Source organism: Nocardia sp. NBC_00565, from assembly GCF_036345915.1.
GTDB lineage: Bacteria > Actinomycetota > Actinomycetes > Mycobacteriales > Mycobacteriaceae > Nocardia.
Genome location: NZ_CP107785.1, coordinates 4,008,414 through 4,033,216, shown reverse-complemented (window position 1 = coordinate 4,033,216; position 24,803 = coordinate 4,008,414). Strand labels below are relative to the sequence as shown.

The following is a 24,803-nucleotide window of genomic DNA, read 5'->3' as shown; positions in this document are numbered from 1 at the left end:
CGCCGTACTGTAGTGAGGCACCTATTTCGAGATGGAGCACAGCAGACGTGACCAGGTTCGACACCATCGAGCGCGCAGTCGCCGATATCGCCGCAGGTAAGGCGGTTGTCGTCGTCGACGACGAGGACCGTGAGAACGAGGGCGACCTCATCTTCGCGGCGGAAAAGGCGACCCCCGAGCTGGTCGCCTTCATGATTCGCTACACCTCCGGTTACATCTGCGTGCCGCTCATGGGCGAGGACTGCGATCGGCTGGGCCTGCCGCCGATGTACGCGCAGAACCAGGACAAGCACGGCACCGCCTACACGGTTTCGGTCGATGCCAGGGAAGGCATCACCACCGGTATCTCGGGTGCGGACCGGGCCACCACCATGCGACTACTCGCGGACCCGAAGGCGAAGGCCGACGATCTGACCCGCCCCGGTCACGTGGTTCCCTTGCGCGCCAAGGAGGGCGGCGTGCTGCGTCGCCCCGGCCACACCGAGGCCGCGGTCGATCTGGCCAGGATGGCCGGACTGCAGCCGGCGGGTGTCATCTGCGAGATCGTCAGCCAGAAGGACGAGGGCCATATGGCCCGGACCGAGGAACTGCGCGTCTTCGCCGACGAGCACCACCTCGCACTGATCTCCATCGCCGAAATGATCGCCTGGCGGCGCAAGCACGAGAAGCAGGTCATCCGGGTCGCCGAGGCGCGGATCCCCACCGCGCACGGCGAATTCATGGCCGTCGGCTATCAGAGCATCTACGACGACGTCGAACATGTCGCGCTGGTGCGCGGCGATCTCGTCGACGGCGACGATGTGCTGGTGCGGGTGCACTCCGAATGCCTCACCGGTGACGTCTTCGGTTCGCTGCGCTGCGACTGCGGTCCGCAGCTGGATGCCGCGCTGGAGATGGTGGCCCAGGAGGGGCGCGGCGTGGTGCTGTACATGCGCGGGCACGAGGGGCGCGGCATCGGGCTGATGCACAAGCTGCAGGCCTATCAGCTGCAGGACTCCGGCCACGACACCGTCGATGCGAACCTGGAGCTCGGTCTGCCCGCCGACGCTCGCGACTACGGCACCGGCGCGCAGATTCTGGTGGATCTCGGCATCCGGTCCATGCGCCTGCTCACCAACAATCCGGCCAAGCGGGTCGGGCTGGACGGCTACGGGCTGAAGATCACCGACCGGGTGCCGATGCCGTTGCGCGCGAACGCGGAGAACCTGCGATACCTGCGCACCAAGCGGGACCGGATGGGACACGACCTGATCGGACTTGACGAGCTCGATCTGGGCGAGACGGCCCAGTGAATCGCACCTTGACGCAGTGATTTTGCACCCTCAGGCAGTCACGAAAGGAATTCGATGAGCGAGCGCAGCGAGCGAGCCATGTCACAGCGTGCTTCGCGCATGCCGGAGCCGAGCGCCAGCGAGGCGCAGGCATGAGCGAACGAAGTGAGCGAATCATGTCACAGCGTGCTTCGCGCATGCCGGAGCCGAGCGCCAGCGAGGCGCAGGCATGAGTGGCACCGGCGTACCGAGCTTCGAGCTGTCGGATGCCAAGGATCTGAAACTGGGCATCGTCGCCTCGCGCTGGCACACCCAGATCTGCGACACGCTGGTCGCGAACGCGGAGCAGGTCGCCAAGGACGCGGGCGTCGAGCACATCACCGTGGTGCGCTGCGCGGGCGCGATGGAGCTGCCGGTGGTGGCCCAGGAGCTGGCCCGCTCGCATGACGCGGTGGTCGCGCTCGGTGTGGTGATCCGCGGTGGCACACCGCATTTCGAATACGTCTGCGACGCGGTGACCGCCGGACTGACCCGGGTGTCGCTGGATGCCGGCACACCCGTCGCGAATGGTGTGCTGACCACCAATAACGAGCAGGAGGCGCTGGACAGGGCCGGGATGCCCGGTTCCGCCGAGAACAAGGGCGAACAGGCCGCCGCGGCAGCGCTCGACGCCGCGTTGACGCTGCGCGCGCTGCGGCCCTAGGCCATGCCGGTAGTTCGCATCTGGCGCAGGAGCCCCGGCGACGGGGCCGCCGAATCGGGGCGCGGCGATTGGGAGTTGGAGGTGCGGCCGCATCGCGCGGTCCGCACGGCTTGGGCGGTGGCGGTACTGCTCGTCGCCGGCTTCACCGCGGGCGGCATCTGGTTGCGCCACGGTTCGACCGGCGTCAACTTCCGCCTCGCCGATCAGTTCGCGATGATCGGCATCGGCCTGCTCGGCGCGGCCGCGGTACTGCTGCTGACCCGACCGCGCGTACGCGTCGGCAAGCGCGGCGTTTCGGTGCGGAACATCCTGGGCGACACCGAATTTCCCTGGGATTACATCCGCGGCGTCTCGTTCCCGGATCGGAAGTCCTGGGCCCGCCTCGAATTGGTCGACGACGATTACGTGCCGCTGATGGCGATCCGCTCCAATGACAAGGAACGTGCGGCCGAGGCGCTGGACAAGCTTCGGGAACTGGGCGCGAAATATACGGGCAACCCCTGAGACGTCGGTTCGACCGGCGCTATCCGATGCCGCGGACCGGATAGAGCGGCCCGACGATGTCAGCGGGTGTCGCCGAGCACCGCACCTTCGCGGCGTGGGTCCGCGCCGCCGATCCAGCCGTCGCCGTCGCGCTGCAGGGCGCTCAATCCGCTGGATTGCGGGGCGACCGCGACCTGATGGCCCAGTGCACGTAGGCGCAGCACCAGTGGATCGTGGTCACCGTTGTCGGTGGTGTTGATCGCGGGATGCTCACCGCCGACACCGGTGGCCGGACTGTTGCCCGCGCCGAAGGCGACCCCGGATACCGCTTGCTGCGGGTCCAGGCCCCAATCCAGCACGCCGATCAGGGTTTTCACGACGAACTGGATGATCACGGCACCGCCGGGGGAGCCGATGACGTCGGTCAGGTTACCGCGGCCGTCGGCGGCGCGGTCGAAGACCAGGGTCGGACTCATCGAGCTGCGCGGGCGCTTGCCCGGCTGCACCCGGTTGGCGACGGGGGCGCCGTCGGTGCCGAGCGGATCGGCGGAAAAGTCGGTGAGCTGGTTGTTCAGCACGAATCCGTCGACGAGATGGAATGAGCCGAAGGCCGATTCGACCGTGGTGGTCATCGAGGCGGCATTACCGTACTTGTCGACGATCGAGATGTGGCTGGTGCCGTGCTCGGGCGGCTGCGGGCCGACGCCGAGCGGGACCGGGCCGAAATCGCCGGGCTGGGCGGTGCCCATGCTGTGGCCGGGGTCGATGAGGCCCGCGCGCTGCTTCAGGTAGTCCTTGTTCAGCAGGGTCTGCGGCGAATTACCGGGCAGCGGAATGAAATCCGTATCCGCGACGTACTTGTTCCGGTCCGCGTAGGCCAGGCGCTCGGCCTCGGAGATGAGGTGCACCGCATCGGCTTTCGGCTTGCCGCCGTTGCGGTCGACATTGTCCGGGCGCAACGCGGCCAGATCGTAGTTCTCCAGGATGCCGAGGGTGGCGGCGACAGTGATGCCGCCCGAGGACGGGCTTGGCATACCGCAGATCTCGTGCGTGCGGTAGGTGGTGCAGAGCGCGATGCGCTTTTTGGCCTGGTATCCGGCGAGGTCGTCGGTGGTGATCAGGCTGGGGGTGCGCCCGCCGGCGGCGGAGCCGGCCGCGTCGACGATGTCATGGGCGACGGCGCCGGTGTAGAAGGCGTTCGCGCCGTCGGCGGCGATGGCGTTCAGGGTCTTGGACATCGCCGGGTTGGTCAGCACGGTGTCGGCCTTCTTGGGCGTGCCGTCCGGATTGAGGAAGTACGCCTTGGCGTTCTCGTCCACGGCGAGATCCTTCGCCGACTCGGCGATCTGACCCGCCAGGCGCGGACTGATCGGAAAGCCGCTGTCGGCGAGTCCGATGGCCGGGCCGAACAATTCCCGCCACGCCGTCTTGCCGTGGTCGTGATGTGCCATTTCCAGCATCCGTAAGACGCCGGGCACGCCGATCGAGCGACCGCTCGCTCGCGCACTCGGCTTCGGCTCGGTCCGATCGGTATCGCTGACCCAGCGCAGGTAGTTCTCGGTCGCTGCCGCAGGGGCGGTCTCGCGGCCGTCGTAGGCCTCCACACTCTTACTCGCGGCGTCGTAATAGAGCATGAACGATCCGCCGCCGATGCCGGAGGCCTGCGGTTCCACCAACCCGAGCACCATCTGCGCCGCGATCAGCGCGTCGGCAGCGGTGCCGCCGTTGCTCAGCACCTCGCAGGCGGCTTTGGTGGAGACCGGATTCGCCGTGGAGACCGCGTAGGTCTTGGTGCGCACCGCCGTCATGTCCGACCGGTAGCCGGTCGCGATCTCGGGATTGGTGCTGAGATCTTTCGTGGTTCCCGGTGTCGCGCCCGCCGAAGTCGCGACCACGGGTGTCCCGTTAGGCGCCGCCGCACACGCCTCGTTCGCGGGGGTGTCGTCGGATGAACATCCGCTGGCAAGTCCGACGATGAGCGTGAGCGCCGCCGCGGCACTCACCCAGGTTCCACGCGTGCGACTCATGGACGGCACTGTAACCCCGATCGCCGACGCCTTGCGTGAATTCCGGCACTGTACGTTCCCAGTGCTGGTGAACCGGGTTCGGGTGCGCTGAAAACGCCTCGCGGGCAAGCACTCTGCGTCATCGCACAGACCACTCACTCTCGACCGAATTCCGCAGAATCGGCGCAGGAACGAGCGCTGCGGACAAGACCCTCCGATCAGCACGGTCGGTAGGCTGACCGAGTGGCTATCGAGGCGGTGTTATTCGATTTCTCCGGCACGTTGTTCCGGCTGGAGCCCGACGAGACCTGGGCGGACATGGTCGGTGCCGATGGCGAGCCACTGGACCGAGTCCAACAGGCCGCGATTCTGGATCGGATGACGACCCCGGTCGGGCACGGCGCGCAGTTCGACGCGGCGGGCCGGATCGCATGGCAGCAGCGGGATCTGGATCCGGCGATGCATCGCACGGCTTACCTGGAGGTGCTGCGGCAGGCCGGGGTGCCGACGCGGGCGCTCATCGAGCGGCTCTACGCCTGGATGCTCGACCCGCTGGCATGGACGCCGTATCCCGATACCGGTGCCGTGCTGAAAACGCTGGCGGCACAAGATATTCCGGTTGCCGTGGTGAGTAATATCGCCTTCGATATCCGCCCGGCATTCGCGGCCAATGGCTGGGATCGGCTCATCGCCGCCCACATCCTGTCGTTCGAGGTCGGCGCGGTCAAGCCGGATCCGCGGATCTTCCTGACCGCGCTGGATCGGCTCGGGGTGGGCGCGGAATCGGCGCTCATGGTCGGCGACAGCGCCGAGGCCGATGGCGGCGCGGTGGCCGCGGGCTGCGGGTTCGCCCTGGTCGATCCGTTGCCGACGGCGGATCGCGCCGAAGGGCTGCTCGACATCCTTCGGCGGCACGAACTGGCATAGCCGCTCGCACGCGAGTCGAAATGTGACCTGCGACACACTATCTCGGTCCTGCGGGTCGAGATCCCGGAAGTGGATTAGCTTGCTGTGACGCCCACCACATCGCGGGCGTTCGAGCTCGACCGGGGAGTGGCCATGGATCCCGAGGCATATTTCGATTCACCGGCCGTGCACAGTGCGCGCCCGATCAGCCTTCCCGAATCGGTGCGCGAGGCCAGAGGGGCCGCAGCGGGTCTGGCGGGTTTCGGCCTCGCCTATCCGGTGCTCATCGGGCTGATCGCGGGTGACGAGGTGGCCAGGTCGGCCGCCCTGCAATTCGGCTGCAGCTGGATATTGGGCGTCGCCGTATTCGCTCTCGGCCGTGGTCCGCTTATCCGGCGGGCAGTGATCGGCTTGGCGATTCTGCAGGTTGTCGCGGTGCTGCGGGTTCACGTCCAGGCGGTTCCCGGCGTGGTCGGACTGATCGTCGTCCTGTTCACACTGGGTGCGTCGGCAACGATCGTCTGTCACCTGCGGCGGCCGGAAGCCAAGGCCTGGTTCGATATTCGAGTCGCCGCCGCCGCGTGAGATCAGGCCGGTTGCGCGGACTGCCCGGCGGTAGCGAGATCGGTCCGGTCCTCGCGCGTCGCGGCTCGCGCATAGCGCTGGGCGAGCACCGTGCAGGTGATCAGCTGGATCTGATGGAAGACCATGAGCGGCAGCACGATCAGGCCCACCGGGTGTCCGGCGAACAGGACCGAGGCCATCGGGAGCCCCGTGGCCAGGCTCTTCTTCGACCCGCAGAAGATGGCGACGATCTGGTCGGGGCGGGAGAAACCGAGTAGTCGGCTGCCGAATGTGGTGATCGTCAGTACGGCAGCGAGAATACCTGCGCACACCGCGACGGTCGCCAGCAGCGCCCGCGGTGCGATACCGCTCCAGATGTGCTCGACCATGCCCGCGCTGAAGGCGGCGTAGACGATGAGATAGACCGAGCCACGATCGACGGCCCTGGTTACCGCGGTATGCCGGAGCAGCCACGTCATCCTGGGCCGCAGCAACTGACCCACCAGGAACGGCAGCAGCAACTGGATCACGATCGCGAGGATCGCGGTGGGGGAGACCGTCGCGCTGCCGGTGGTGTCCATCAGCAGCATCACCAGCAGCGGGGTCGCGAAGACGCCGATCAGATTCGAGAGCGACGCGCTGACCACCGCGCCCGCCACATTGCCGCGGGCGATCGAGGTGAAGGCGATCGAGGACTGCACGGTCGAGGGCACGAGGCAGAGGAACAGCACGCCGGTGTAGAGGTCGTCGGTCAGTACCGACGGCACCAGCACGTGCAGTGCCAGACCGATCAGCGGGAACAGCAGGTAGGTCACGGCCAGTACCGACGAGTGCAGCCGCCAATGGCGTAATCCGGCCAGCGCCTCGCGGGGTTCGAGTCGAGCGCCGTAGAGCAGGAAGAGTACGCCGATCGCGATCTTGGTGATCCAGTCGAGCGCATCCGCCGCACCGCCGCGCGCGGGTAGCAGCGCGGCCACCGCGACGCTGGCCAGCATGCCGAGCATGAACGCGTCGATACGGAGCTTGGCGAGGAACTTCACCCGTCGACAATATGGCTCGGACTACTGATCGCGGTAGGCGTTGGGATTGATATCTGTAAACGCGATCGGTGATAAATTGAAGCGTGTTCGAACCCGAACTGCTGCGCACCTTCCTGGCCGTCGAACGCGCGGGCGGCTTCACCGCCGCCGGTCGGATCCTCGGCCTGCGCCAGTCCACCATCAGCGGCCACATCGCCCGCCTGGAGAAGGCAGCGGGCCGTGAACTGTTCCGCCGTGACACCCGTAACCTCGCGCTGACCGCCGACGGTGCGGCGATGGTCGGTTTCGCCCGCACCATCCTTGATGTACAAGGCCAGGCCGAGCGCTACTTCTCCGGCTCAACACTCACCGGCCTGATCCGTCTGGGCGCATCCGATGACGTGATGGCCCGAGAACTCCCCGACGTACTCCTCGAATTCCAGCGCACCCATCCCGGTATCGACCTGGAACTCACCGTCGGCCTCAGCGAAAACCTCAAAACCCGCATGGCGACAGGCGAACTCGACCTCGTCGTCGGCAAGCGCCTCCCCGGGGAACGGCACGGCGAACTGCTCTGGCGCGACCGGCTCGTCTGGGCGGGCCGTTGCGCCACAACCGAATTCGGCGACCCGATCCCGCTCGTCACCTACCCGACACCCAGCCTGACCCGCCGCATCGCGCTCGAGGCCCTCGAACGTGACGCCCGCACCTGGCGCATAACCTGTACCAGCGATAGTCAACTCGGCCTGCGCGCCGCCGTTCTCGCCGGACTCGGCGTGATCGTGCACGCCGAAACTCTGCTGCCGGACGGCCTCGTCGTCCTGTCCGATCCCCGCCTCCCGGACCTCGGCAAGCTGGAGTTCGTCCTGATGCGCCGTCGCACCCGCCTATCGCCGCCGGAGCAGGCCCTCTGCGATGCCATCATCGCCAGCGCTCGGCGCTTCGCCTAAGCCCGACCGGGCGAGAGCCGCGCCCGTGCGGATGTGTCGGAGCCGGTCGATAGGCTTGGATTCGTGGCAGATCCCGCGACCTACCGGCCGAAGCCGGGCACGATTCCCGTTGAACCCGGCGTCTATAAATTCCGGGACGCACACGGGCGTGTGATCTATGTCGGCAAGGCGAAGAGCCTGCGCAGCAGGTTGAATTCGTACTTCGCCGATGTGGTGTCGCTGCATCCGCGTACCAGGCAGATGGTCACGACGGCGGCGAGTGTCGAGTGGACCGTGGTCTCCACCGAAGTGGAAGCCCTTCAGCTGGAATACAACTGGATCAAGGAGTTCGATCCGCGTTTCAACGTGCGGTATCGGGACGACAAGTCTTACCCGGTACTGGCCGTCACATTGAACGAGGAGTATCCGCGGCTGTTCGTCTACCGGGGCGCGCGCAAGAAGGGCGTGCGGTACTTCGGGCCGTACGCGCACGCCTGGGCCATTCGGGAGACCCTCGATCTGCTGCTGCGGGTATTCCCCGCGCGCACCTGCTCCAATGGAGTCTTCAAGCGGCACAACCAGATCGGGCGGCCGTGTCTGCTCGGCTACATCGACAAATGCTCGGCGCCGTGCATCGGCCGGGTCAGCGCCGAGGAGCACCGGCGGATCGTCGAGGATTTCTGCGACTTCCTGGCCGGGCGCACCGATCGCATGGTGCGCGATCTGGAGCGCCGCATGCACGATGCCGCCGAGGAACTGGACTTCGAGTCCGCCGCCCGGCTGCGCGACGACGTCCAGGCGCTGCGGCGCGCATTGGAGAAGCAGGCCGTGGTGCTCGGTACCGGCACCGACGCCGATGTGGTCGCCTTCGCCGTCGACGAACTGGAGGTGGCGGTGCAGATCTTCCACGTCCGCGACGGCCGGGTGCGCGGCCAGCGCGGCTGGGTGGTCGATAAATCCGGCGATGCCATCGACGGGCCGGAGGCCGGTAGTGAGGTGGCCGCCCTGGTCGAGCAGTTCCTCACCCAGTTCTACGGCGAGCAGGCGGCGCTGGCCGAACAGGGTGAAGAGGAACAGCCTGCCACGGTTGTGCCGCGCGAGGTGCTGGTGCCGGAACTGCCCGCCGACGCCGAACAGGTCCAGGAGTGGCTGAGCAAGCTGCGCGGCTCGGCGGTGCGCTTGCGGGTGCCGCAGCGCGGCGACAAGAAGGCTCTCGCCGAAACCGTGCAGCGCAATGCGATGGAGGCGCTGGCCCAGCACAAGCTCAAGCGCGCGGGCGATCTCACCTCGAGATCGGCTGCGCTGCAAGACATTCAAGACGCGCTCGATCTGGACAGCGCGCCGCTACGAATCGAGTGTGTGGATATCAGCCACGTGCAGGGCACCGATGTGGTGGCCTCACTGGTGGTGTTCGAGGACGGCCTGCCGCGCAAGTCCGAGTATCGCCACTACACCATCAAGGAGGCCGCGGGCGACGGCCGCTCCGACGATGTCGGCAGCATCGCCGAGGTGACCAGGCGTCGGTTCTATCGTCTGCGCCGTGAACGGGACGAGTTGACGGCACAGGATATGGCGTCCGGCCGGGAGAACGGCCACGAGGCGGCGTCGTTGGGAGATGCCGTTCCCGAGTCCAGCGCGCCCGGTACCGATATCGCGACCATCGACGACGACCTCGAACTCACCTCCCGCGCCGGTATCGACCCGCGCACCGGCCGCCCGCGGAAATTCGCCTATCCGCCCAATCTCTATGTCGTTGACGGTGGCGCGCCCCAGGTTGCGGCTGCCGCGGAGGTCCTCGACGAACTCGGTATCACCGATGTCGCGGTGATCGGCTTGGCCAAGCGGCTCGAAGAGGTATGGGTGCCGGGGGAGAGCGATCCGGTGATCATGCCGCGCAACAGCGAGTCGCTCTATCTGCTGCAACGGGTGCGCGACGAGGCGCACCGCTTCGCCATCACCTTCCATCGCAGCAAACGCTCCCGCCGGATGACCGCGTCCGCACTGGATTCGGTGCGCGGCCTCGGTGAGTCCCGCCGGACCGCCCTGGTCACCCATTTCGGGTCGGTGGCCAAACTGAAGGAGGCCACCGTCGAGCAGATCACCGAGGTGCCCGGTATCGGTGTGGCTACCGCGAAGGCGGTGCTGGCCGCATTGCGGGAGGAATAAGACAGCTACGTTGTGTGTCTGCGCCCGATACCGGAACCGGTGCGGGATGATCAACAGGCACCCTAGACACAGATCCGGTAGGACATGACACGCGTCGAATCGAACAACAGTGCGGGCAGCCCGCGGTCGACCGCTGGGCGGACCGGCCCCGCGGGCACCGTCGGCGCACCTGTCGAACGCGGCGACGGCAGTCCACCCCCGCCGCGGGTCGAAGTGGTCATCGTGACGGGCCTATCCGGCGCGGGGCGCGGTACGGCGGCCCGCGTGCTCGAGGATCTGGGCTGGTATGTCACCGACAACCTGCCGCCGGAGCTGATCGGGCGGATGGTCGAACTCGGCGCGTCCGCCGATCCGCCGATCCGCCGGCTCGCGCTGGTCATGGATGTGCGCAGCCGGTTCTTCACCGGCGATCTCTCGGTGGTCACCGAACAGCTGCGGTCCTCGGGTGTGCGCACCAGACTGCTGTTCCTGGAGGCCTCCGACGATGTGCTGATCCGGCGCTTCGGCTTCGCGCGGCGGCGGCATCCGCTGCAGAGCGAGAGCGCCGACGGGACGCTCTCGGCGGGCATCGCCGCCGAGCGGATTCGCCTCTCATCCGTGAAAACCGCCGCCGACCTGGTCATCGACACCACCGAGCTGTCGATCCATCAACTGCACCGCAAGTTGGAGGAGGCCTACGGCGGTGGCGCGCCGACCGCGCTGCAGTTGACGGTGCAGAGTTTCGGTTTCAAGTATGGGGTTCCCCTCGATGCGGACATGGTGTTGGATGTGCGTTTTCTACCCAATCCGCATTGGATACCGGAACTCCGGGAACATTCGGGACAGGAGACCGTGGTCAGCGAGTATGTGTTGTCGCGCCCCGGCGCGGCCGATTACCTGAGCACCTGCCACCACCTGGTCGACCTGACGACGAATGGTTACCGCCAAGAGGGGAAGCGATACATGACGGTGGCAGTGGGCTGCACCGGCGGCAAACACCGCAGCGTGGCGATAGCCGAAGCGCTCGGCGAACTGATCGGATCGGCTGTGCTGAATTCACTACAGGGGGCAGAATCCGGTCCCGCCGATGTCGTCCGGGTCGTGCATCGGGATCTGGGGCGCGAATGACGGGGTGGGAATCCGATCCCGCCATCGTTGCGCTGGGTGGCGGGCACGGCCTGTATGCGACGCTCACCGCGGTGCGGCGGCTGACCAGGAAGATCTGCGCGGTGGTGACGGTCGCGGACGACGGCGGTTCCTCGGGCAGACTACGGTCCGAACTCGGCGTGCCGCCGCCCGGTGATCTGCGCATGGCCCTGGCCGCGCTGGCCGCGGATGGCGACGACGTGTGGACCCGCACCGTGCAGCATCGCTTCGGCGGCACCGGTGCGCTGGCCGGACATTCCGTCGGCAACCTGATCCTCGCCGGCCTGACCGAGGTGCTCGGCGATCCGGTCGCGGCCCTGGACGAGGTCGCGAAGATGTTGCGCATCACCGGCCGGGTGCTGCCGATGTCGCCCATCGCGCTCGATATCGAAGCGGATGTGTCCGGGCTGGAAGCGGATCCGCGTGTGAGCCGCTGTATTCGAGGTCAGGTCGCCATCGCGACCACACCGGGTAAGGTGCGGCGGGTGCGGCTGATTCCGTCGGATCCGCCCGCCAGCCCGGAGGCCACCTCGGCCATCGAACACGCCGATGTCGTCGTGCTCGGCCCGGGTTCCTGGTTCACCAGCGTGATTCCGCATGTGCTGGTGCCCGAATTGCGTGACGCGCTCGTATATACCAGAGCGCGCAAGGTTCTGGTGCTGAACCTGGCCGCGGAGCCCGGAGAAACGGCGGGTTTCTCCGCGGAGCGCCATCTGCATGTATTGTCCCAGCACGCACCGGAATTCGTAGTCGATGAGGTACTGGTCGATTCCGGGTCGGTGCCGGAAGGTCGCGAAAGAGAACATGTGGCCAGGGCTGCCGAACAATTGCGGGCACGAGTAACCTTCTCCGATGTCGCCGAAGCGGGAACCGACCGGCATCACCCCGGAAAGCTTGCCGCCGCACTGGATCAGCTGATCCGGCAACCTCGGCCACACATGGCAGGGCTTCGAGTCGAGGGACGGCACATGGGTCAGGATGTGCGTTCCGGGTTGGGTGGAAAGGAGCGCGTCTCGTGGCGATGACAGCCGAAGTGAAGGACGAACTGAGCAGGCTCACGGTCTCGCAAGTGAGTTCTCGCAAGGCGGAATTGTCTGCGCTGCTGCGGTTTGCGGGCGGCCTACACATCGTCGGCGGGCGAGTGATCGTCGAGGCCGAGGTCGATATGGGCTCCATCGCGCGTCGACTGCGGCGCGAGATTTTCGAGCTGTACGGCTACGGCTCCGATGTGCACGTGCTGGGCGCGGGCGGCCTGCGTAAGACCTCGCGCTATGTGGTGCGGGTGTCCAAAGAGGGCGAGGCGCTGGCCAGACAGACCGGTCTGCTCGATGTGCGCGGTCGTCCGGTGCGCGGTCTGCCCGCGCAGGTGGTCGGCGGCAGCATCGGCGATGCCGAAGCCGCTTGGCGTGGCGCGTTTCTCGCGCACGGCTCGCTCACCGAACCCGGTCGCTCGTCGGCGCTCGAGGTCAGCTGCCCCGGTCCGGAGGCGGCGCTCGCCCTCGTCGGTGCGGCGCGGCGACTCGGCATCACCGCGAAGGCGCGCGAGGTGCGCGGCACCGATCGGGTCGTGGTGCGCGACGGCGAGGCGATCGGCGCACTGCTGACCCGGATGGGCGCGCAGGACACCAGGATCGTCTGGGAGGAGCGCAGGCTGCGCCGTGAGGTGCGGGCAACGGCCAACCGCCTGGCCAACTTCGACGACGCGAATCTGCGCCGTTCGGCCCGTGCGGCCGTGGCCGCTGCCGCGCGGGTGGAGCGCGCCCTGGAGATCCTCGGCGAGGATGTGCCCGACCATCTGGCCGCCGCGGGCAAATTGCGCGTGCAGCACCGCCAGGCCTCGCTGGAGGAACTGGGCCAGCTGGCCGATCCGCCGATGACGAAAGACGCGGTGGCGGGCCGGATTCGGCGGCTGCTGTCGATGGCCGACCGGCGGGCCAAGGAATTGGGCATTCCCGACACCGAATCGGCGGTCACCGCCGAATTGCTCGACGAGGCGTGAGCCGAATCGCCGTCCCGAGATCGGGGCGGCGATTGGTTTCGACCGGACGCCACATTCAATGCGTCTTGCGTCGAATGGCTCCGTGAATTCCGATCTCGGTCACCACCACGGAGCGAGTCTTACGAGCGACCGTTCGCGGCCCGTCTCGCGTCCGAGCCGTCGAAGCGCATGCGACGCAGTCGCGAGTCTCGACGGCTCGGACGCGAGACATCGGGGGGCCGCGAACACGCAGCGCCGGAGGCGCTGCAAATTCAACACAGCCCGGGCATTAGTGTGGACGGTGCATCGGAATGAATCCGCTTGAAAGCTGAGGAGCGATAACGTGACTGTCCGGGTAGGCATCAACGGCTTCGGTCGTATCGGACGTAACTTCTTCCGGGCGGTGGAGGCGCAGAAGGCGCTCGGCACCACCGACATCGAGATCGTCGCGGTCAACGACCTCACCGACAACGCGACGCTGGCCACTCTGCTCAAGTACGACTCGATCCTGGGCCGCTTGCCGCAGGACGTCTCGCTGGACGGCGACGACACCATCGTGGTCGGCGAGCAGCGGATCAAGGCGCTGGCCATCAAGGAGGGCCCGGCGGCGCTGCCGTGGGGTGACCTGGGCGTCGACGTGGTCGTCGAGTCCACCGGCATCTTCACCGACGCGACCAAGGCCAAGGGCCACATCGCCGCGGGCGCCAAGAAGGTCATCATCTCCGCGCCCGCCAAGGGCGAGGACCTGACCATCGTCATGGGCGTCAACGACGACAAGTACGACGGCAGCCAGAACATCATCTCCAACGCGTCCTGCACCACCAACTGCCTCGGTCCGCTGGCGAAGGTCCTCAACGACGAATTCGGCATCGTCAAGGGCCTGATGACCACCATCCACGCGTACACCCAGGACCAGAACCTGCAGGACGGCCCGCACAAGGATCTGCGCCGCGCCCGCGCCGCCGCGCTGAACATCGTGCCGACCAGCACCGGTGCGGCCAAGGCCATCGGCCTGGTGCTGCCCGAACTCAACGGCAAGCTGGACGGCTACTCGCTGCGCGTCCCGATCCCCACCGGCTCGATCACCGACCTGACCGCGGATCTGGCCAAGAAGGCAACGGTCGAGGAGATCAACGCCGCGTTCAAGGCGGCCGCCGAGGGCCCGCTGAAGGGCATCCTGAAGTACAGCGTCGACCCGATCGTGTCCAGCGATATCGTCACCGACCCGCACTCGTCGATCTTCGACGCGCCGCTGACCAAGGTCATCGATGACCAGGTCAAGGTGTACTCCTGGTACGACAACGAGTGGGGTTACTCCAACCGCCTGGCCGACCTCATCGGTCTCGTCGGCAAGTCGCTCTGACGCGCATGGCAGTCAAGACACTCCAGGATCTGCTGAACGAGGGTGTCGAGGGTCGGGGCGTGCTCGTGCGCTCCGACCTGAACGTCCCCCTCGACGAGAACGGACAGATCACCGACCCGGGCCGCATCATCGCCTCGGTGCCCACGTTGCGGGCGCTGGTCGAGGCCGGCGCGAAGGTGGTCGTCACGGCCCATCTGGGCCGTCCGAAGGGCGAGCCGGATCCGAAGTTCTCGCTGGCTCCGGTCGCGGTGAAGTTGGCCGAGCTGCTCGGCCGCAATGTCCAGCTGGCCGGTGACGTCGTCGGCTACGACGCGCTCTCGCGCTCGGAGGGCCTCACCGACGGTGACGTGCTGCTGCTGGAGAATGTGCGCTTCGATCCGCGCGAGACCAGCAAGGACGAGGCGGAGCGGGCCAAGCTGGCCGCGGCGCTGGTCGAGCTGGTCGGCGATGACGGCGCGTTCGTCTCCGACGGCTTCGGTGTGGTGCACCGCAAGCAGGCCTCGGTGTACGACGTGGCCCAGCTGCTGCCGCACTACGCGGGCACGCTGGTCGCCGCCGAGGTCGAGGTGCTGGCCAAGCTGACCGAGGATTCCGAGCGGCCGTACGCGGTCGTGCTCGGCGGCTCCAAGGTCTCCGACAAACTGGCCGTCATCGAGGTGCTGGCGCCGAAGGTCGACACCCTGGTGATCGGCGGCGGCATGTGCTTCACCTTCCTTGCCGCACAGGGTCTTTCGGTGGGCAGCTCGCTGCTGCAGGAGGAGATGATCGATACCTGCAAGGGATTGCTCGAGCGCTACGCGGACGTCATCCACCTGCCGCGCGATATCGTCGTCGCGGATAAGTTCGCGGCCGACGCGGACTCGAAGGTGGTGCCCGCCAACGAGATTCCGGACGGCTGGCTGGGCCTGGACATCGGCCCGGAGTCGGTGGACCGGTTCGCGGTGCTGCTGACCGAGGCGAAGACGGTGTTCTGGAACGGCCCGATGGGTGTGTTCGAATTCGATAACTTCGCCGCCGGTACCCGCGGTGTGGCCGAGGCGATCGTCACCGCAACGGGCAAGGGTGCCTTCACTGTCGTCGGCGGCGGCGATTCGGCTGCGGCCGTGCGCGCGCTCGGACTGCCGGATGACGGTTTCTCGCACATCTCCACCGGCGGCGGCGCGTCGCTGGAATACCTGGAAGGCAAGGAACTTCCGGGCATCGCGGTGCTGGAGGACTGAACCATGGCACGTAAACCGCTCATCGCGGGCAACTGGAAGATGAACCTCAATCACCTCGAGGCCATCGCCCTGGTGCAGAAGATCGCGTTCGCACTACCGGAGAAGTACTTCGCCAAGGTCGATGTGGCGGTCATCCCGCCGTTCACCGACATCCGCAGCGTGCAGACTCTCGTCGAGGGCGACAAGCTGCTGCTCACCTATGGTGCGCAGGATGTTTCGACACATGACGCGGGCGCCTACACCGGCGAGATCAACGGCGCCATGCTGGCCAAGCTCGGCTGTACCTTCGCGGTCGTCGGGCATTCGGAGCGGCGGCAGTACCACTCCGAGGACGACGCCACGGTACTGGCCAAGGCCAAGCAGGCGCTGAAGTACGGGATCACCCCGATCGTCTGCATCGGCGAGGGGCTCAACGTCCGCGAGGCGAAGACGCACGTCGAGTACAACATCGAGCAGCTGCGCGGTTCGCTCAAAGGTCTGACGGCCGAAGAGATTTCGAAGATCGTCATCGCCTACGAGCCGGTCTGGGCCATCGGCACCGGTAAGGTCGCCACGCCCGCCGACGCGCAGGAAGTCTGCGGCGCGATTCGCAAGGAGCTCATCGAACTGGCCTCCCCGGAGGTCGCGGCGGGCGTGCGGGTGCTCTACGGTGGCTCGGTGAACGCCAAGAACGTCGGCGAGTTGGTCTCACAGACCGATATCGACGGCGCCCTGGTCGGTGGGGCGTCGCTGAAGGGCGACGAATTCGCCACCCTGTCGGCGATCGCCGCGGGCGGTCCGCTGCCCTGATTTCTGTGCCACGAAGAGCCGGACATCGTTGATACGGTGTCCGGCTTTTCGTATGCGATGCTGGTCCGGCTTCCGATCAGTCAGCTGGACAAGGACTTTCCCGTGAGAACAAGTAAGTCGCTGTTGCCGATCGTGCTCGTCGTCGCCGCGGTGTTCGGCGTCGGGTGCTCCGACGATTCGTCCGGATCCGATGTGCGGTCATCCTCGAGTGCCACGGGCGGCAGCGGTCGATCCGGGGACGCAGGATGGCGGGCATCGTAAGCTGAATCAGCTCGTGGGGGAGTGGAACGGCGAGAAGTCCACCTTCATCGCGGGTGGCACCGCCGATGACCCGATCAAGAGCGACATCGTGTCGCATTGGCAGTGGATCACCAAGACCGGCGCCAATTTCATGCAGGAAGAGGCCGAGGGCACCTTCGGTGGCAAGCACTACTACCGGCTCGGCATTCTCGGATATTCGCCCGCCGACGATCGGTACGAATGGTCGACCGTGGACAGCGTGACGCCGATGACGATGTCGTACAAGGGCGCCAAAGGTAGTGGCGGCGACGCCGATATCGTGACGGCCGGGGAGTTCACCGATCCCGGTGTGCTCGGTCCGCAGTTCGTGGGCAAGACGATTCCGATGCGGACGGTGATCAAGCTGGCATCGGCGGATCAGGCGACCATGGAGATCTACTTCGCGCCGCCCGGTGAACCGGAGCGGATCGCCGACCGGGTGGTCTTGACTCGGCGAAAGTGACGCGCTTATAGCTTGTCGGGCACCGGGATTCGGTATTCGACCGTGTGCTTGCAGACGGTGAAGCCGGTGGCGGTGAGTGCCAGTTCGAGTGGTTCGTCGTGCGGGTTCATGGCGACTTCGGCGGTCCGCACATCCGGGTAGTGCGCGTGTAATCGGTACAGAGTGCCGCGGAGTAGGGCGGCGAGCTCGGCGGGTTGCTCGGTGGCGTGCACGATGGACAACCTGGCCGTCGCATCGGAGATGCCGACCGAGCACTCCGCGAGCAGTGCGCCGTCCGGGTCGATGTAACCCAAAGAGAAAGTGGTGCGCAGGAATTCGTCGCGGTCGGCGAGCAGGGCCGTGACGGAGGAGGCATCCCAGTGGTCGGTGCAGTCAGTGCCGTCACAGCGGGTGAGTCCGGCGGCGGTGTAGAGCTCGGCGTATCGGACCAGGGTTACCGGTGACGGCGGTACCGGTAATTTCTCGACGTGTGCGGAGGGGAGTTCGGGCCACGGGCCGATCTCGATGTGCCAGGCGCGATCGAGATCTTGGTGCCGGGTCGCACGCAGTTCGGCGGCGACTTGTTCGCCGTCACGGTGTTGGGCGATCCATTGGATGCCAGCATGACTCGCCGCGTCGGCGGCCTCGAGCGCTGCGGTGAGCAGTGTCCGGTACAGGTCGACGTATCCGGGCTCGACCACCGGCATCGCGATCAGGTAGTTGTCCGGACCGCCGGGGTCGACGAGGGTGACCCAGCCGATGACCCGATCTCGGTGGCGGGCCATCACCACGCCGCGAAAATGCGGGCCGCTCAGCTGCTCGCGGAGTTGCTCGAGGTCGTCATCGGTACCGGCCGCGGCGTGCAGTTCACCCACCAGCTCGTCATCGATCACGGTGCGTAACTCGAGCGCCGGAGCGCTGAAATCCGGTGCGGGGAAGTCGTTTCGGTCCACGGGCAGCGTGCGCTCGGTCATTGCGCACGCAGCGTAAGACCGAAGCCGTTGGTATTGCGCAGGATAAGGGTGTCCGCGTCGATGGTGGCGGTGGTCTTGCCGTCGAGGACCTTCAGCACCGACTGCTCGACCTCCATGATCTCGGGAGCGCACAGCATCTTGGTGGTGCCGATCTGGAAGGTGACATCGGGTCCGTTGGCGGTGGGTTCGGCTGTGGCGTGTCCGGTCATGCGGTTGCATCCGGCGCTGCCGGACACCGCGCCATCGGGCGCGATGGCAAGTGTCGGCTTGACGTAGTCCAGGGTCTGTGACCGGATCTGGGCGTCGGGCGTCATCAGGGTGCTGATGATCCAGGTGGTGCCGATCAGCGGTTTGTCCGGCTGGGCGAGCTTCTTGTCGAGCAAGGTGACTGTCACATCCTTACCGGTCAGCGTCAGCGTGCCATCGTCGAGCTGCCACTTCGGCAGTGCGGTGAGCAGCTTGTCCTGCCAGCTGTCGGCCTCGCCGCGGTCGCCAGGGCAGGCCATCAGGGTGCTCGCGAGGGTGCCGACATGCAGCGTGTCGTCGGTGAAGTCGACGGTGCCATCGGCGGTATTGCAACCGGAACTGGCCGAAATCCTGCCGTCGGCGAAGGTCAGCGTCAGCGGACCGCCGCCGGGAATCTGCGGGCCGTCGACCGCGGTCGAGACGAAGGTGCGTCCCATCGGTGTGGCCGCCGGCTTGTCGTCCTTATCGCCGCTCGAACAACCGGCGATCAGGCCGGCCACCATGGCCAGGAAGATTCCGACGCGCACCGTTGTTGCCGACATGTAGCCGATCGTACGGCCGCCACCGGCGGAAACCACTCAACTCGGACGTATCAGACCAGCATGCCGAGCGACGCCAGCACGCCGACCCGGGAGGAGCGCGGCCCCGGCCCGCTCGGACCTCGGCACCACCATGCCGCCGCCGATCGAAGACATGCTGCGCGTCTACGCCAAACCCCCACGCGCCCAGGAGTAATGCCGCCGATGCGACGGTGGACCCCGTCGAGAGACACCTACTCGCACCTATCGTCGGCGGGGCGATACCGGAAGTGCTCGATGTCGGCGGCAGACAATTCGGCGTCGGCCGTGTGCTCGGCTAGCTGCGCTGGCAACTCCACCGGCGCGACCCAGCCTTGACCGAGTTTGATTGCGCGCCGGTCGAGTCACCGACCACCGCAGCCACGGCGAACAGGACGCCGCCATCGGCACCTACATCTGCTGGCACAACCAGCACGCCCAGCCCAAACGCGAGTTCGCGTCAACGCCAAGATCCGGCAACCCGATTACCAACCGAAGGTTGCTTGACGCGGCAGTAGCAGCCGCCCTGTCGGTGCTCAGCACGGCAACGATCGGGTACATGAACCGCTGTGATGTACCGCCATACAATGGCGCGATAAATAGCGGAATGACGATCGGTGGAGCCGTGCGGTTCGACAGTGGGTCGACCGCCCACTCGTCAAGCGCTCGGCGCCCCAAAGTCAAGTAATGGTCAAGTAGTGCCCGCCGAATTGTGGGTGCCGAGGTCGTCATGTCACGATAACGGCATGTCTTGCGCCGACTGCTACATCGCTCCAATTTGAAGTTTCGCGCAAAGGCGAGATCCGGTTATCACCGCCGATTCGGACCTGCCTTCGCTATGGACGCTTACGGATTGAACCATTAACTCCGGGGCATTCCATAGTAGACACACGCCTGTCAGGAATGTGAAAGATGACTGAATTTGTGAGCCCTGGTTCCCTGTTGGCCTACCTGGCTGTAGGTATCTCGCTGTATGGCGCTATCACCTATATCTATCGAACCGCCGCCGAGCCGCATCCGGGGGCCGACGATCTCACTTCGAATTCGGTGCTGTGGGCCGAAGGGTTTCAACTGATCACAGATGAAGTCGTTCGCCGGAAAGTCGTCGCCGCACAATTCGGGGCATTCGGCGGGTTGACGCATGGTCCGCAAACCCCTTCGGTAACCATGCAGCTCATATCCGATTTTTTCCATTGGTTATGGCTCATCGATGACATCATCATCGACAAGGCCGAAGACGGACCCGAGATCGTCACCCCGATCGTAGAACACTTCGTAGCCGTGGCACGCTGTGCGAGGACTCCTACCAGCGGCCCGGAACTGGCATGCATCGACCTGGTACGACGGCTGGAAGCGGAGCACGGAAGACGATCCGGTGGTCGATTCGAGCAGGCGACCATAAGATTTCTGGAAGCGTTGCCGGCGCAGAGTGCGATGCGTGCGAGCGGATCTGTTCCGGAAACCGAGCAGTACGAGGTTCTGCGCCGCGGAATATCCGGAGTGCCGATGGCGCTGATATTCGTAGAGTGCAGCTCGAGCAGATACGTATCGGATGAGGAATGGTATCGGGCTGACGTCCAACGCCTCCTCGAACTGGCAAACGATATTATATCGTGGGTCAACGACATCTTCAGTCTGCCGATGGAACTCGAAGAGCAACTGGTATTCTGGAATTATCCCTTGATGCTGCAAGCTCGAGGCATGAGCATGTCAGCGGCGGTCACCGAAACCGGCAAACGCGCCCAACGAGCCTACGATGATTTCTGGCTGCTCGCGGAGGAAACAATTCCGGAGCTCAGCCCTGCCTGCCAGGCGCTGATCCGCGGGGTGGATAGATGGATGGCTGGAAGCTATGAATGGCACCGCGTGACACCCAGATACTGGCACGCGTGGGAAAATTTCACACTCAACTGATAGAGGAATTGGCATCATGACGCTACGTGCGGGCCAACAGACAACTACTGATCAGCGCATGATTCCGTGCGCGCCCGCGGGACTGCCACTCTTCGGTCACGCACTGCCGGTATTGCGTGATCCATTCACGTTTCTGAATTCGCTGGCAGCCTTGGACAACGGATTGGTGCAGGTCCGCCTCGGCCCCCTGGCAGTGGTCGTCGTCTGCGATCCGGACCTCAGCAATCAGGTTCTGCGTGACGATCGCACCTTCGACAAAGGCGGACCGCTGTTCATCAGCGGTCGACGGGTAATCGGCAATAATCTGGTCACCTGTCCGCACGGCCAGCATCGCCGGCAGCGGCGCTTGGTGCAGCCAACTTTTCACCGCCATCGGCTGCCGAGCTACGCACAGGCCATGTCCGATCAGGTCGAGACCGTGGTCGGCAGGTGGACCGACGGACAAATTCTCGACGTTCCGGTGGAGATGTCGGAGATCACCACGCGAGTCGTCATGAAGACGCTGTTCTCCGGAGAACTCGGGCCGACCGACATGCAGCTGGCTCTGCACGCCGTCCCGATCATCGCCGACGGAATTCTGGCGCGAACGGTCAGGCCAGCCGTATTGGACCGGGTGCCGACGCCCGGCAACCGGCGCTACCGCAAAGCGGGCACCGGCCTGCGCGCGATGCTCGATACCTACGTCGCGAAGCGCCGTGCGGAAGAGGGCGTCGAACACGGTGACCTGCTGTCCACCCTGGTGACCACCCGGGACACCGACGGCCGGGGATTGAGCGACGCCGAAATCAGCGACCAGGTCGTGATTTTCTTCATCGCTGGCTCCGAGACGACAGCAAACGCCGTGGCGTGGGCTCTGCACTTTCTGGCCGACCATCCCGACATCGAAGAACGCCTGCACGCCGAGGTCGACCGTGTCCTGCCAGATGGTGGCACCGCGTCTCTGGACCGGCTGCCTGAGCTGACGTTCACTGGGCAGATCATCGCCGAGGTTCTCCGCTTGTATCCGCCGGTATGGATGCTCACCCGTACCGTCACCGCCGACACCGAGCTCGGCGGATATTCGCTTTCGCGCGGAACCACCGTCATCTACAGCCCATACCTCATCCACCATCGCAGTGACCAATACCAAAACCCGGAACGTTTCGACCCCGACCGATGGAGCGACGATCAGACGCCGGTGCGACGAGAGGCATATATCCCCTTCGGCTCAGGCGCCCGCAAATGCATCGGCGACACCTTCGGCCTCACCGAAGCCACTCTCGCGCTGGCGACAATCGCTGCTCGTTGGCGACTGCGTCCTATCCCCGGCATAGACCCGCGTCCGGTGATAGGCACAGTGCTGCGCGCCCGGGATCTCCGCATGCGGCTCATCGTCCGCCATTGAATACATACGGTGCACTGTCGGTGACAATTTCCTCGGCGACCGATCACAGTCGGGCCGGCACGGTCCTGGCTCGGGCTCGGGATGCCTGCGAGCCGGTGCTGCGAGAGACAGTAGGGACGCTGCCTGAGCCCTTGCGCCGGATGGCCGGCTACCACTTCGGATGGTGGGATGCCGACGGAATCGCAGCCTGCGCTGACTCCGGTAAGTCGTTCCGGGCAGCCTTGGTGATCGGCGCGGCCGAGGCGTACGGCCTTCGCCTCGGCGGTGCTGTGCATGTGGCTGCCGCAGTCGAGTTGGTGCACAACTTTTCCTTGATCCACGACGATGTCATGGATGCCGACCCCACCAGGCGGGGACGACCGACCGTGTGGAAGGTCTGGGGAACTGCCGACGCGATCCTGCTCGGTGAGACCCTGCACGCCCTGGCGATGCCGGTGCTGATATCAACGCTGCCGAAGGTGATGGCGGGTGCGGCGGTCACTCGGTTGGCCGGCGCCGTGGTCGAAATGTGTGCGGGCCAACACGAGGACACTGCATTCGAAACCCGCAAACAGGTAAGCGTCGAAGACTATGCGCGGATGGCCACCGGTAAGACCGCGGCACTGATGGGCGTTGCCTGTGCGCTGGGTGCCCTCTGCGCCGGCGCGGACGCGCAGACCGTATCGGCGATGGACACATTCGGCCGTGAACTCGGATTGGCTTTCCAATTCGCGGACGACCTGATCGGAATCTGGGGCGACCCCGCCGTCACGGGCAAACCCGTCGGCAATGATCTGGCCCGGCGCAAGCATTCCCTGCCCGTGGTGTCCGCGCTGGCATCGGAATGCGATGCGGCTGTCGAGTTGGCGGCACTCTACGCATCCGAAACACCAATGACCACAGCCGATGTCATTCGGGCCACAAACTTGGTCGAGGCCGCCGGGGGCAGACGATATGCGCAACAACAGGCCGAGCGCAGGACGTTGGTCGCGATCGAGACGCTACATGGACGATCGGACGTCGAGGACTTGGTCGCGTTGGCCGGTACTGTGGCGCATCGGAACCGGTGATGATCTTGCCCGATTCCTGGATGACAAGTGGCGTGGTGGGTCGATCGGTGTCCGAACAGCCCTATCCGCGTCCAGCGTATGGCGGCACGTTCTCGGCCTGGGTCAGCGATGTGCTTCCTGCTCTTGGCTCGCGTGTCGTCCAAGGCACGCTAACTGCCTCTGGCTTCACCGGTCTGGCGAACAAGGCACTTGCCCACCTGCCGTCGGCGGCCACCAACGATCCATGCGAGGCGCGGCGACTGATCGTCGAGTTGGGCATTGTCGGTTCCTCGGTTACCAGCTACAGCCAGCGGGAGAACCTCGACCTGGCCGGCCGCGACCCTGGACGTGGCTTGGAACTACTGCGCGTCGGCGAACGGGGAACACCGTTTCGGGCCTATTTCAGCACCCTTGTCGCACATTCGGGTACGGGACACCCGGATCGGGATGCCTATGCGTCTCTCATCCGGTGGAACGCGCCGGAGATGAGTGCATACCTGGGCAGCAGCCGCATCTGCACGCTACCCAGCGTCTTCGACGACGGTCGTATTCGCACCTATACCGCCGAGATCGGCGAAACGTTGATCATCGAGCTGTTCAAGCGCTGCGAAACCCTCGAGTTGGCCGCAAACCAAGCCCTGCAACCGATCTGGGCCGGTGGGACATCCGCGATGAGTAGCGATGAGCTCGCCGAGCGATTCGCTACGGCTCGACTGATGCTGGCCGGTGTTCGGCGGCTGTTGCTGGAATTCCATCGAGGCGACGAGCGCGGGACACTGTCGGTGCCCCACTTCGTCGATGTCTTTCGCCAGTACGCGGTGCATTGGGATCACGATGATGTCCCGCCCAGCGGCCCGCAGGACATTCAATTCATCGTGCGCGACCTGATGACCGGAATCGACCTGCCCGGCTATACCCGCCACGTCCAGCGGATCCACGCCGGATTGCTGGCGGACGAGCGACAGCTGGTCACCGACGCGGCCACACGACCTTCACTACCCAAGGTCTTGCTGGACGAGGCCGGGTTGTCCACCGTCGACGTGGCCACTGCGTCCGACTCCGAGTTGGCAAACAAACTGCGTCGGTATCCGGCCCTCGGTGAGTGCTACCTGCTACTGGAGCTCAACGCGCGGCTGTCGGCTGCACACCTGATGGTGGCGAAGAAGTACCTCTACAAGCCCAACCGACAACGAGACGAGGACGCGGCGGCGGTCGCTGTCCCCGTCCCGAACGACAGAGGTATTACCGAGTTGACCGAGTCCGCGCTGGATGTTCTCAACCGGGTACGCCGGCGACATGTCATGGCCGGGATCGGCCGGTGGCGGGCCGCCGAAATCGCTGTGCTCTGCGGGGCGACCCTCCAGCGCGACATCTCGATGGCCGACGCCCTTGCGTTATTCGTGCCGAGGCCATGAAAGCGCCGTCAACGTCGGGCCCCCGATTCCCCCGGGCTTGCC

Annotated in this window: 22 protein-coding genes; 18 read left to right on the top strand and 4 right to left on the bottom strand. The window is 65.8% G+C overall.

Going from position 1 to position 24,803, the window contains the following annotated elements:
• Positions 1-47 precede the first annotated feature (47 nt).
• The 3 genes from OG874_RS19330 to OG874_RS19320 all read left to right on the top strand — a co-directional run bounded on the left by OG874_RS19330 (position 48) and on the right by OG874_RS19320 (position 2,478).
• A complete protein-coding gene (locus OG874_RS19330) occupies positions 48-1,292 on the top strand; it encodes a bifunctional 3,4-dihydroxy-2-butanone-4-phosphate synthase/GTP cyclohydrolase II (protein WP_330256524.1) in 1,245 nt (414 codons plus the stop codon).
• Positions 1,293-1,500: 208 nt separating this feature from the next.
• Positions 1,501-1,974 (top strand): 6,7-dimethyl-8-ribityllumazine synthase, encoded by a 474-nt coding sequence (gene ribH / locus OG874_RS19325; protein ID WP_330256523.1) that lies wholly within the window; start codon positions 1,501-1,503, stop codon positions 1,972-1,974.
• Positions 1,975-1,977: 3 nt separating this feature from the next.
• Positions 1,978-2,478, top strand: a complete 501-nt coding sequence (locus OG874_RS19320; protein WP_330256522.1) for a PH domain-containing protein — start codon at positions 1,978-1,980, stop codon at positions 2,476-2,478.
• 59 nt (positions 2,479-2,537) lie between these two features.
• On the opposite strand, the gene OG874_RS19315 is transcribed toward OG874_RS19320, so the two are convergent.
• Positions 2,538-4,484 carry a gamma-glutamyltransferase family protein gene (locus OG874_RS19315; RefSeq protein WP_330256521.1) on the bottom strand — a complete coding sequence of 649 codons (1,947 nt, stop codon included), beginning with the start codon at positions 4,482-4,484 and terminating at the stop codon, positions 2,538-2,540.
• A gap of 222 nt (positions 4,485-4,706) precedes the next feature.
• Here OG874_RS19315 and OG874_RS19310 point away from each other — a divergent pair, with 222 nt between their 5' ends.
• Together OG874_RS19310 and OG874_RS19305 are read left to right on the top strand one after the other, a co-directional pair.
• Entirely contained in the window at positions 4,707-5,390 is a 684-nt protein-coding gene (locus OG874_RS19310) for an HAD family hydrolase (protein WP_330256520.1), read from the top strand.
• 84 nt (positions 5,391-5,474) lie between these two features.
• Positions 5,475-5,954 (top strand): hypothetical protein, encoded by a 480-nt coding sequence (locus OG874_RS19305; protein WP_330256519.1) that lies wholly within the window; start codon positions 5,475-5,477, stop codon positions 5,952-5,954.
• A gap of 2 nt (positions 5,955-5,956) precedes the next feature.
• Here OG874_RS19305 and OG874_RS19300 read toward each other — a convergent pair whose 3' ends face one another.
• Entirely contained in the window at positions 5,957-6,973 is a 1,017-nt protein-coding gene (locus OG874_RS19300; RefSeq protein WP_330256518.1) for a bile acid:sodium symporter family protein, read from the bottom strand.
• An 83-nt stretch (positions 6,974-7,056) separates the two neighbouring features.
• On the opposite strand from OG874_RS19300, the gene OG874_RS19295 reads away from it, so the two are divergent.
• From OG874_RS19295 to OG874_RS19255, 9 genes are all read left to right on the top strand, one after another.
• Entirely contained in the window at positions 7,057-7,902 is an 846-nt protein-coding gene (locus tag OG874_RS19295; protein WP_330256517.1) for a LysR family transcriptional regulator, read from the top strand.
• Between the two features lie 63 nt (positions 7,903-7,965).
• A complete protein-coding gene (uvrC, locus tag OG874_RS19290) occupies positions 7,966-10,047 on the top strand; it encodes an excinuclease ABC subunit UvrC (RefSeq protein WP_330256516.1) in 2,082 nt (693 codons plus the stop codon).
• A gap of 84 nt (positions 10,048-10,131) precedes the next feature.
• A complete protein-coding gene (gene rapZ, locus OG874_RS19285) occupies positions 10,132-11,154 on the top strand; it encodes an RNase adapter RapZ (RefSeq protein ID WP_330256515.1) in 1,023 nt (340 codons plus the stop codon).
• Positions 11,151-12,197, top strand: coding sequence for a gluconeogenesis factor YvcK family protein (locus tag OG874_RS19280; protein ID WP_330256514.1), 1,047 nt, complete (start codon positions 11,151-11,153; stop codon positions 12,195-12,197). The genes rapZ and OG874_RS19280 overlap by 4 nt, the downstream gene beginning before the upstream one ends.
• Positions 12,188-13,171, top strand: coding sequence for a DNA-binding protein WhiA (gene whiA / locus OG874_RS19275; RefSeq protein ID WP_330256513.1), 984 nt, complete (start codon positions 12,188-12,190; stop codon positions 13,169-13,171). The genes OG874_RS19280 and whiA overlap by 10 nt, the downstream gene beginning before the upstream one ends.
• A 322-nt stretch (positions 13,172-13,493) precedes the next feature.
• Positions 13,494-14,513, top strand: a complete 1,020-nt coding sequence (gap, locus tag OG874_RS19270; RefSeq protein ID WP_330256512.1) for a type I glyceraldehyde-3-phosphate dehydrogenase — start codon at positions 13,494-13,496, stop codon at positions 14,511-14,513.
• A 5-nt stretch (positions 14,514-14,518) separates the two neighbouring features.
• Entirely contained in the window at positions 14,519-15,733 is a 1,215-nt protein-coding gene (locus OG874_RS19265; RefSeq protein WP_330256511.1) for a phosphoglycerate kinase, read from the top strand.
• A 3-nt stretch (positions 15,734-15,736) separates the two neighbouring features.
• A complete protein-coding gene (gene tpiA, locus OG874_RS19260) occupies positions 15,737-16,522 on the top strand; it encodes a triose-phosphate isomerase (RefSeq protein WP_330256510.1) in 786 nt (261 codons plus the stop codon).
• A 190-nt stretch (positions 16,523-16,712) separates the two neighbouring features.
• Complete coding sequence (locus OG874_RS19255; protein ID WP_330256509.1) at positions 16,713-17,264, top strand: DUF1579 family protein; 552 nt, start codon at positions 16,713-16,715, stop codon at positions 17,262-17,264.
• 5 nt (positions 17,265-17,269) lie between these two features.
• Here OG874_RS19255 and OG874_RS19250 read toward each other — a convergent pair whose 3' ends face one another.
• Both OG874_RS19250 and OG874_RS19245 read right to left on the bottom strand, forming a co-directional pair.
• Positions 17,270-18,217: a hypothetical protein gene (locus OG874_RS19250; RefSeq protein WP_330256508.1), complete on the bottom strand. Its 948-nt coding sequence runs from the start codon at positions 18,215-18,217 to the stop codon at positions 17,270-17,272.
• Positions 18,214-19,005: an META domain-containing protein gene (locus tag OG874_RS19245; protein WP_330256507.1), complete on the bottom strand. Its 792-nt coding sequence runs from the start codon at positions 19,003-19,005 to the stop codon at positions 18,214-18,216. The genes OG874_RS19250 and OG874_RS19245 overlap by 4 nt, the downstream gene beginning before the upstream one ends.
• A 927-nt stretch (positions 19,006-19,932) precedes the next feature.
• On the opposite strand from OG874_RS19245, the gene OG874_RS19240 reads away from it, so the two are divergent.
• From OG874_RS19240 to OG874_RS19225, 4 genes are read left to right on the top strand one after another with little or no spacing between them, the layout of a single operon-like run.
• Entirely contained in the window at positions 19,933-20,934 is a 1,002-nt protein-coding gene (locus tag OG874_RS19240) for a terpene synthase family protein (RefSeq protein WP_330256506.1), read from the top strand.
• A gap of 16 nt (positions 20,935-20,950) precedes the next feature.
• Positions 20,951-22,318: a cytochrome P450 gene (locus OG874_RS19235; RefSeq protein WP_330256505.1), complete on the top strand. Its 1,368-nt coding sequence runs from the start codon at positions 20,951-20,953 to the stop codon at positions 22,316-22,318.
• A 14-nt stretch (positions 22,319-22,332) separates the two neighbouring features.
• On the top strand, positions 22,333-23,367 hold the full coding sequence (gene idsB, locus OG874_RS19230; RefSeq protein WP_442943412.1) for a geranylgeranyl diphosphate synthase IdsB: 1,035 nt from the start codon (positions 22,333-22,335) through the stop codon (positions 23,365-23,367).
• Positions 23,367-24,761, top strand: a complete 1,395-nt coding sequence (locus tag OG874_RS19225) for a hypothetical protein (protein WP_330256503.1) — start codon at positions 23,367-23,369, stop codon at positions 24,759-24,761. Before idsB ends, OG874_RS19225 begins: the two co-directional genes overlap by 1 nt.
• Positions 24,762-24,803 lie beyond the last annotated feature (42 nt).

Coding starts and splice junctions, on each gene's coding strand:
- OG874_RS19240 (WP_330256506.1), top strand. CDS start 19,933: ATGACTGAATTTGTGAGCCCTGGTTCCCTGTTGGCCTACCTGGCTGTA.
- OG874_RS19265 (WP_330256511.1), top strand. CDS start 14,519: ATGGCAGTCAAGACACTCCAGGATCTGCTGAACGAGGGTGTCGAGGGT.
- OG874_RS19245 (WP_330256507.1), bottom strand. CDS start 19,005: ATGTCGGCAACAACGGTGCGCGTCGGAATCTTCCTGGCCATGGTGGCC.
- OG874_RS19225 (WP_330256503.1), top strand. CDS start 23,367: ATGATCTTGCCCGATTCCTGGATGACAAGTGGCGTGGTGGGTCGATCG.
- ribH (WP_330256523.1), top strand. CDS start 1,501: ATGAGTGGCACCGGCGTACCGAGCTTCGAGCTGTCGGATGCCAAGGAT.
- OG874_RS19315 (WP_330256521.1), bottom strand. CDS start 4,484: ATGAGTCGCACGCGTGGAACCTGGGTGAGTGCCGCGGCGGCGCTCACG.
- rapZ (WP_330256515.1), top strand. CDS start 10,132: ATGACACGCGTCGAATCGAACAACAGTGCGGGCAGCCCGCGGTCGACC.
- OG874_RS19320 (WP_330256522.1), top strand. CDS start 1,978: ATGCCGGTAGTTCGCATCTGGCGCAGGAGCCCCGGCGACGGGGCCGCC.
- OG874_RS19235 (WP_330256505.1), top strand. CDS start 20,951: ATGACGCTACGTGCGGGCCAACAGACAACTACTGATCAGCGCATGATT.
- OG874_RS19255 (WP_330256509.1), top strand. CDS start 16,713: ATGTGCGGTCATCCTCGAGTGCCACGGGCGGCAGCGGTCGATCCGGGG.
- OG874_RS19250 (WP_330256508.1), bottom strand. CDS start 18,217: ATGACCGAGCGCACGCTGCCCGTGGACCGAAACGACTTCCCCGCACCG.
- tpiA (WP_330256510.1), top strand. CDS start 15,737: ATGGCACGTAAACCGCTCATCGCGGGCAACTGGAAGATGAACCTCAAT.
- OG874_RS19280 (WP_330256514.1), top strand. CDS start 11,151: ATGACGGGGTGGGAATCCGATCCCGCCATCGTTGCGCTGGGTGGCGGG.